We start from the raw sequence: 1196 nt of genomic DNA, 5'->3' as shown, positions 1-1196 counted from the left end.
GCTCGGGGAAGCCGTCGCGCTCGGCGGGGCGGGGGGCGCCTGCCAGGGCTTCGGCGGGGGCGCGGCCGCGCGGGGGACGGAAGCTTCCTTCCGCGGGGAAACGGGCCTCCGCGCGGACTTCCGGGGCGTGGTCCGGGCGGGGCTGGCGCGGGTTCCGGCGGGGGTCCTTGCGGAGATCCTTGCCCAGGGCGGGGCGCGTCTCGCCGCCGGCCTCGGCCGGGAAGGGGCGCTGGCCGCGGCCCTCGGGATGCACCGGGCCGCGCGCCGCCGGCTTTCCCGGGAACCTCGTGGAGGACTTCGCCGGGGCGTGGCCGGCGGGCTTGCCGGTGGGTGTTCCGGCGGACTTCACAGGCGCCTTGCCGGCCGCCCTTCCGGCGGTGCCGGCGAATTTCGCGGAAGGCTTCCCGGAGGGGGCCCCATGGGCGGACGCCCCGGAAGGCTGCCCGGGAGTGCGGGGACGGGACGGGCTTTTGGGCGAGCCGGGACGGCGGGGCTTGGGCATGTTCCGGCATCCAGCAAATCGCGCCCCGCTTCACAAGGGCTTTGCGCGCGGGCCAGCCGGCGGCGGAGCGGCGGGAGCCATGTCCGGGTACGGGTTCGGGCGCATGGCCGGGTGCGTGCCCGGCCGGGCGGCGGATTCTTCCGGCGGGGGCAATTGACAGCCTGCCCGGGAACGCGATACCTCGGCGCCGCTCCCGCTGGGTCGGCCATGCGGAGGGGTGCCCGAGTGGCTAAAGGGGACGGACTGTAAATCCGTTGGCTAGCGCCTACGTTGGTTCGAATCCAACCCCCTCCATATTCACCCCGGTACATGCGGGGCGCGGGTGTAGCTCAATGGTAGAGCCCCAGCCTTCCAAGCTGGTTGTGCGGGTTCGATTCCCGTCACCCGCTCCATCTTCCCGTCACCTTTCAATCATGCAACTGCTGTCGGCTTTTCCGGGACCGGTTCTCACGCGACACGGGGCCCGGGACGACAGGCACGAGGACAGACATGGCGAAGGCGAAGTTCGAGCGGAACAAGCCGCACTGCAACATCGGCACGATCGGGCACGTTGACCACGGCAAGACGTCGCTGACGGCGGCGATCACGAAGGTGCTGGCGAAGTCTGGTGGGGCGTCGTTCACGGCGTACGACCAGATCGACAAGGCGCCGGAGGAGCGTGCGCGCGGGATCACGATCTCGACGGCGCATGTGG

2 protein-coding genes and 2 tRNA genes are annotated in these 1196 nt (G+C 71.8%); 3 read left to right on the top strand and 1 reads right to left on the bottom strand.

Annotated elements, in window-relative coordinates; translation table 11 throughout:
* The coding region (locus ROTAS13_RS27920) for a hypothetical protein (protein ID WP_216348745.1) at window positions 1-349 on the bottom strand (349 nt) is incomplete at its 3' end.
* A 364-nt stretch (window positions 350-713) separates the two neighbouring features.
* Between ROTAS13_RS27920 and ROTAS13_RS24755 the strand changes: the two genes are divergently transcribed.
* The 3 genes from ROTAS13_RS24755 to ROTAS13_RS24745 form a co-directional block, all read left to right on the top strand.
* Window positions 714-796: transfer RNA gene (locus ROTAS13_RS24755), tRNA-Tyr, on the top strand.
* 24 nt (window positions 797-820) lie between these two features.
* Window positions 821-894, top strand: a tRNA-Gly gene (locus tag ROTAS13_RS24750).
* A gap of 97 nt (window positions 895-991) precedes the next feature.
* A partial coding sequence (locus tag ROTAS13_RS24745) for a GTP-binding protein (protein WP_253187643.1) occupies window positions 992-1196 on the top strand: 205 nt, incomplete at its 3' end.

This window comes from Roseomonas sp. TAS13 (genome assembly GCF_001950415.1).
GTDB lineage: Bacteria > Pseudomonadota > Alphaproteobacteria > Acetobacterales > Acetobacteraceae > Roseomonas > Roseomonas mucosa.
Note: the sequence above shows the minus strand (reverse complement) of the source record. Positions and strands in the feature narration are given on the sequence as shown.